The sequence below is a fragment of the Streptacidiphilus neutrinimicus genome, assembly GCF_000787815.1.
Taxonomy (GTDB): domain Bacteria; phylum Actinomycetota; class Actinomycetes; order Streptomycetales; family Streptomycetaceae; genus Streptacidiphilus; species Streptacidiphilus neutrinimicus.
The window spans coordinates 21,962-28,208 of the sequence record NZ_BBPO01000084.1; the positions used below are offsets into that span (position 1 = coordinate 21,962).

The 6,247-nt window shown below is 73.2% G+C and carries 6 protein-coding genes; 4 read left to right on the plus strand and 2 right to left on the minus strand.

Going from position 1 to position 6,247, the window contains the following annotated elements:
* Positions 1-86 precede the first annotated feature (86 nt).
* The 3 genes from TR48_RS33060 to TR48_RS33070 all read left to right on the plus strand — a co-directional run bounded on the left by TR48_RS33060 (position 87) and on the right by TR48_RS33070 (position 3,459).
* A complete protein-coding gene (locus tag TR48_RS33060) occupies positions 87-413 on the plus strand; it encodes a hypothetical protein (protein ID WP_042374115.1) in 327 nt (108 codons plus the stop codon).
* The gene (locus TR48_RS33065; protein WP_052443251.1) at positions 410-2,683 is read left to right on the plus strand and encodes a glycoside hydrolase family 5 protein; all 2,274 of its coding nucleotides are present in this window, start codon (positions 410-412) and stop codon (positions 2,681-2,683) included. The genes TR48_RS33060 and TR48_RS33065 overlap by 4 nt, the downstream gene beginning before the upstream one ends.
* A gap of 206 nt (positions 2,684-2,889) precedes the next feature.
* Positions 2,890-3,459, plus strand: a complete 570-nt coding sequence (locus tag TR48_RS33070; protein WP_084729956.1) for a GPR1/FUN34/YaaH family transporter — start codon at positions 2,890-2,892, stop codon at positions 3,457-3,459.
* Here TR48_RS33070 and TR48_RS33075 read toward each other — a convergent pair.
* A complete protein-coding gene (locus TR48_RS33075) occupies positions 3,440-4,366 on the minus strand; it encodes a phosphatase PAP2 family protein (RefSeq protein ID WP_063771117.1) in 927 nt (308 codons plus the stop codon). The genes TR48_RS33070 and TR48_RS33075 overlap by 20 nt on opposite strands.
* A gap of 93 nt (positions 4,367-4,459) precedes the next feature.
* Entirely contained in the window at positions 4,460-5,035 is a 576-nt protein-coding gene (locus tag TR48_RS33080) for a helix-turn-helix domain-containing protein (RefSeq protein ID WP_042374116.1), read from the minus strand.
* Between the two features lie 36 nt (positions 5,036-5,071).
* Between TR48_RS33080 and TR48_RS33085 the strand changes: the two genes are divergently transcribed.
* Positions 5,072-6,241 carry a benzoate/H(+) symporter BenE family transporter gene (locus TR48_RS33085; RefSeq protein WP_042374117.1) on the plus strand — a complete coding sequence of 390 codons (1,170 nt, stop codon included), beginning with the start codon at positions 5,072-5,074 and terminating at the stop codon, positions 6,239-6,241.
* Positions 6,242-6,247: the final 6 nt, after the last annotated feature.

Genomic DNA, 6,247 nt, shown 5'->3' on the forward strand with positions numbered 1-6,247 from the left:
GCTTGCCCCGGTCTCCACCGTTGTGGTCCCTGTGAGGCGGACGGGACCCCTGTTGCGGCGGAGGGCGCGTGCCTAGCATCTGCCGGGTGTCCCACCCCTCGCGCCGTGCTCCGTTCGCCGCCGTGGTCACCGCCACCGGCCTGCTCGCGGTCTGCGCGGCGGCTGCCTACGCCGATCCGACCTCGCTGTTCGCGCCGCTGCCCTGGTCCGCCTTCCAGGTGACGTCCGTGCACGGCCTGTGGTCCGTGGCCGGGGTCGCCGTCTTCCTGCCCGTGCTGGTCCTGGTGACCGCGTGGGGGACGGCCGTCTCGTTCCGCGGCGCGGCCGAGAGCACCGGGCGCAGGCGCATGGTGGTCCGGCTCTGGGGCGTGACGATCCTCGCCACCGCGCGCTCGCGCGGCTCGCCGAGATGATCGCCGAGACGGCCGGGGCGGGCGTGCACGGCGGGGCGCAGACCCTGGTCGCGACCGCACTGTGGGACTGCGGACTGCCCGCCTCGCGGGTCGTGCTCATAGGCTGGATACCGGCCGCGCTGGGCGCGTACGCGCACCGGTACCGGCCGCGCCGCGAGGAGCCGCGGCGACGGAGGCTACCGACGCCGCCACACTTCGGCTGGCGCTGGTCGCTGACCGGCACCGCGCTGCCGCTGGCGCTGCTCGGGCCGCTCGTCGGGCCGATGCTGTGGGAGGGCTCCCCCGCCGCCGCGTTCTACGGCGAGCCGCTGAGCCTGCGCCGCCTGCCGTTCGGGCTCGACCTCGGGCCCGCCCGCTTCGGCGTCGAGCTGACGACGGCTGCGATCGTGGGCGCGATCCTGCTCGCCCGCTCCTCGCGGCGCTTCGACTACACCCGCCCCGCCGACCTGCTGCTGGGCGGCTGGCTCGCCGCCCTCGGCGGCGGCGCTGCGGCCGGCTTGGTGCAGGCCGCCCTCGCGCTCCCGCGCGACCTGCAGGGCAGCGACTTCTTCTTCCTGCCCGACGCGGGGCTGCGCATCGGCACCGGCCTCTCCCTCGGCGTCGCCTTCGGCTGGGCCGTCGTCCCTACGCTGTTGCTGATCAGCCGCCTCCTCGACGCCATCTCGGGCGGACGCCGCCGATTCGCGACCGTGCTCGCCTCCGCCACCGCACTGGCCGTGGGCTCCTGGGGGCTGGCCCAGGCGACGCCGAGCGTGGCGACCCCCGCGCCGACCATCACCGCGACCGCCCGCGCCACCGCCGCGGCCGCGCTGCCCGCGCTCACCGTCCGCGCGGCCACCGGCGACTCATCGGCCGTGATCAGCGACGTGAACGGCCGCCAGGTGCTGCTGCGCGGCGTCAACGTCAACCAGCTCGTCGACTACGCCGCCCCGACACCGGGCCGGGCGACCGTGCGCCCGCTCGGCGACACCGACTTCGCCTCGATGGCCGCCCTGGGCTTCGACGTCGTCCGGCTCGACATCTCCTGGTCCGCGCTGGAACCGAGCCGGGGACGGTACGACCAGAGCTATCTCGACCGCATCAAGGCCACCGTAGCCATGGCCGCGCGGCACGGCCTCTACACCGACCTCGACATGCACGAGGACGCCTGGGGCCCGGCGATCGCCGCCCCGGCCGGCACCTCCTGCCCGAGCGGCACCACGCCCTCCCTCGGCTACGACGGCGCTCCCGCCTGGGCGACGCTCACCGACGGCGCCTCCCGCTGCCAGGGACTCAGCCGCGACCTGACCCCCGCCAACACCCAGGCGTTCAGCGCCTTCTACCACGACACTGACGGCATCCAGACCGAACTCGTGCACACCTGGGCCATGTTGGCGCGCACCTTCGCCGACGACCCGTCCGTCGCCGGCTACGGGCTGCTCAACGAGCCCGGTATGGGCGACGACCCGCCAGCCACCTCGTCGGTGCTGCTCGGCGCCTACGAGGACCGGGCCGTCCAGGCGATCCGGCAGGCCGAGCAGCAGGTCCAGGGCGGATTCCCGCACCTGGTCTTCATCGAGCCCAGCGTGCTCTGGTCCGGCCTCGGCTTCGACGCCGCGCCGCCGCGCGGCTTCAGCGCGGACCCGTACCTGGTCTTCGCGCCGCACCTGTACAGCGAGTCGATCACCATGGACCGCTCGCTCGGGCTGACGCTGGTCTCCGTCGAGCGCGGCTTCGCGCTGGCCGAGCAGCAGGCCAAGACCTACGGGATGCCGCTGTGGGCCGGCGAGTGGGGCTGGTTCGGCTCCACCACCGGCAGCTCGCCCCATCCCTCGGGCGACCCGGCCATGCTGCGCCGCTTCGCCGCCGCCGAGGACCAGGCCCGGATCGGCGATGCCTACTGGGTGTGGCGGCAGGCCTGCGGCAGCCCGGAGAGCGACCGGCAGGCCCGCGTCGTCGGCAACCTCGTCGGTGTGGACTGTGCGACCGGCAAGGACGTCCCGCCCTCGGCCGCGACGATCTCCGTCCTGAGGCGCGCCTACCCCCGCGCCGCTCCCGGCGCCCTGACCTCGCTGAGCTCCGACAGCGCGACCAAGGCCTTCTCGCTGGCCGGCCTCACGCCCGCCGCGACCGCCGGCGGACCGGCCTGCACGCTGGACGTCTGGTATCCGGGCGCCACGAAGCCGACGCCCAGCACCACCGGCATCACCCAGCTGACGGTGCACCAGATCACCGGCGGCTGGCGCGTCACCGGCTGTGCAAGCGGACGTTACCGGCTGTCCATCGGCTGAGGCCCGCGCGGGCGCCACCCGGATCGATCGAGCACGGCCCATACACCCCTCAGCAGGGGCTCCGCAGGGCATAAACGGATTTGCTCGATATCACTCTGATTACGGTGTGTTGACGCCACGTCACTGTCGGGTACGAGACAGGTGTCGGACATCGGCGGCCGAAAACGGACCCGCCGAGCAGCTTCACCCCCGCGAAAGGAGCCCCCGTGAGCAACGAAGCCGCGGTGGCCAACAACCGCTCCCTCACCCTCGGTGCCGCAGCCGGATCGCTCGGCTACCTCGCCCTCGGCCTCACCCTCCTGGCCTACGGCGTCGTCAGCACCGGCGTCATCCACAACACCACCGTCGCCGACACCCACGCCCTGACCCTCTGGGTCGGCGGGGTCGCCCTCGCGATCTGCGGCCTGGTCGAGTTCCGGGCCGGCAGCGCCGCCACCGGCACCGCCTTCGCCGGCCTCGGCGCTCTCTGGGTCGTCGCCTCGCAGGCCTCACCCTCGTCCGCCAACGCGGCGGGACTCTTCTACGTCATCTGGGCTCTGCTGGCACTCGCGCTGACCGCCTCGCAGTGGCGCGACGGGAGCATGCTGCTCCGCGGGGTCCACGGCCTGTTCACCGTCGCCCTGGTGCTCTGGGCGATCGGCTCCTTCGCCGGGAACTCCGGCCTGGACAAGACCGCCGGCTGGGTGGCCGCGGTGGCCGGCCTGCTGTCCTGGTACGCGGCGACCGTCTCCCTCGGCGGCAGCAGCTGGGCCGGGCTCAGTCTCCCCGTCCGCTGACCGAACCGGCATCCGCCGGACGGACGGCCCCGACCGGGGCGGGCGGAGGCCCGAGGGGGGTCTCCGCCCCGCTCTCCCCGGCCTCCTCGTCCGCCGGAGAAGTGCGCAGCAGGTACGCGGCCCGCAGTCGGGCCGCGTACCACTGCACGAGGTAGGCCAGCAGCAGCAGCGCGACGGCGGCCACCCCGTCCAGCCAGTAGTGGTTCGCCGTCACCACGACGACGGCGACCGTCAGGACCGGATGTGCCAGCACCAGCCAGCGCCACCGGCTCCGGCTCAGCCTGATCACCGCGACGGCAACCAGCACGCACCACGCCACGTGCACCGAGGGCATGGCGGAGTACGAATCGGCCTGGATCCCACCGAGCGTCGCCCCGTAGACGGACTGCCCGTACTCCACCGCGACATCGATCATGCCGTTGCCCGGCAGCAGACGCGGCGGGGCCACGGGTATCAGCTGCACGAGCAACGACCACGCGGTGACCAGCACCACCGTCATCCGGACCCACGGATACGCGTGCCGGTGCCGCAGGAAGACCCAGACCAGCAGCGCGATCATCGCGCCGAAATGCATGCTGGCGTAGTAGTAGTTCGCGCCCTGCACCAGCCACGGGTGCGGGAGCACCAAGCTCTGCAGCGTCTGCTCACTGGGCAGATGGAGCCGTCGCTCCGCGTCCCAGATGGCCTGCCCGCGCTCGATGGCGCCGTCCTCGCTCATCACCGAGATCTGGCCGGCGTACTGCCACACCGCGAAGAGGGCGATCATCGTCGCCGCCTCACGGACCACGAGCCCCACATTGACCCGACGCGGCGAGGGCGCGCCGACACGCCGCACGGCGACGGACGCGCCATAGGCCACGGCGGCCAGCGCACCCGCCGACTGCCAGCTCAGGGTGAGGTTCAGCACGACGCCGGCCCCCTTTCGTAGCGCTCACCGTAGTGCCTGCCAGTGACGATGCGCGCGCCGGGTCGGGCCCCGCTCCGGTTCACACCGGAACGTTCACACCGGAACGTCCGAAGCCTCCAGCGGATGCCGGATCAGCAGCGAGGCGTGCACCGGTTCCTCACCCAACGCGGCGTAGACATGCGGGGCGTCGGAGCCGAAGGACGCGTGCTCCCCCGACCGCACCACGATGGGCTCGTCGGCCGGACCCACCTGGGCCGTCCCGGAGAAGACCGTGAGGTACTCGACCACGCCCGCGGGATGCGCGGGCGAGGTCTGCAGCACACCGGGACGGATCTCCAGGCGGTAGAGCTCGGTGCTGATCCCGCCGTCCTGGAAGACCTCGAGAAGCTGTGCCACGACGGCCGTGCCCTCCACCTCCGGCACATCCAGGGGCTCGCCCGGGGTCGAGAGGAGCATCGCCAGCGGCACACCGAGCTGACCGGCGATGGCGTAGAGCGTCTCGGCCGTAGGGTTCCGGGTCCCCGTCTCCAGCCCGGACAGCGTCGCCTTGCCGACGCCCGCACGCCGGGCCAGTTCGGACAGGCTGATGCCGCGTCGCGCGCGCAATGCGCGGATGCGCTCACCCGTCGCGGCTGCCGCGTCCACGGACCAGTGTGCGGAATTGCCCATGGCCCCGAGTATCCCGCCTCCGCTAGCGTTCTGTTTATGGAACACTCGCCTACGGGCTTGCCGGGACGCATACCCGTCCAGCCCCTGACCGCCGGGCTCATCACGGCCGTCGTCGGCTTCAGCAGCTCCTTCGCCCTCGTCCTCACCGGCCTGCGCGGCGTCGGCGCCGACAGCGAGCAGGCCGTGTCCGGCCTGCTGCTGCTCTGCCTCAGCATGGGCGCCCTGGCCATCTGGCTCGGCCTGCGGCACCGGCAACCGATCAGCATCGCCTGGTCCACTCCCGGCGCCGCGCTGCTCGTCGGCGCCGGAAGACCCACGGGCGGCTACGCGGCCGCCGTGGGCGCCTTCATGGTCTGCGGACTGCTCCTGGCCGTCACGGGACTCTGGCCCCGGCTCAGCCGCCTCGTCGCCGCCATCCCCACCGGTCTCGCCACGGGACTGCTCGCCGGCGTGCTGCTGCCGCTCTGCTTGGCCCCCGTCCAGTCCGCCTTCCATCTCCCCGGGCTCACGCTGCCCGTCATCGTGGTCTGGGCCGTCCTGCTGCGCCTGGCCCGTCGCTGGGCGACCCCCGGTGCGCTCATCGCCCTGCTCGTCGTCCTGGCCGTCCGGACACCCCTCCACCTCGGCTCGGCGGGCAACCTGCTGCCGCGGCTGAGCCTCACGACGCCCACCTTCGGCTGGTCGGCCCTGGTCAGCATCGCCCTGCCGCTCTACGTCATCACCATGGCCTCGCAGAACATCCCCGGCCTGGCCCTGCTCCGCCACTTCGGCTACGAGCCGCCGGTCCGGCACGTCCTGACCGCGACCGGACTCTCCACCGTCGCGACGGCCTTCGGCGGCGGCTACACCGTCAACCTGGCAGCGATCACCGCGGCGCTCGCCGCAGGCCCCGACGCCCACCCCGACCGCGGCCGCCGTTGGATCGCCTCCGTCACCGCCGGCGTCTGCTACATCCTGCTGGGCCTGACGGCCGGGGTCTCCGCGGTCCTGCTCACGCAGGCCCCGCCCCAGCTCGTCGAGGCGATCGCCGGACTGGCTCTGCTCCCCACACTCGGCTCTGCGCTCTCGTCGGCGCTCGCGGAGGAGAAGGGCCGCGAAGCGGCGGTTCTCACTTTCGTCGTTGCTGCATCCGGGGTATCCGCGTACGGCATCGGAGCGCCGGTCTGGGCGCTCGCCGCCGGCCTCGTCCTGCGCGCACTGCTCTGAGCCCGG

Bases quoted from the DNA above. Each gene is read 5' to 3' on its own strand.
- TR48_RS33065 (WP_052443251.1), top strand. From the start codon at position 410: ATGATCGCCGAGACGGCCGGGGCGGGCGTGCACGGCGGGGCGCAGACC.
- TR48_RS33080 (WP_042374116.1), bottom strand. From the start codon at position 5,035: ATGGGCAATTCCGCACACTGGTCCGTGGACGCGGCAGCCGCGACGGGT.
- TR48_RS33085 (WP_042374117.1), top strand. From the start codon at position 5,072: ATGGAACACTCGCCTACGGGCTTGCCGGGACGCATACCCGTCCAGCCC.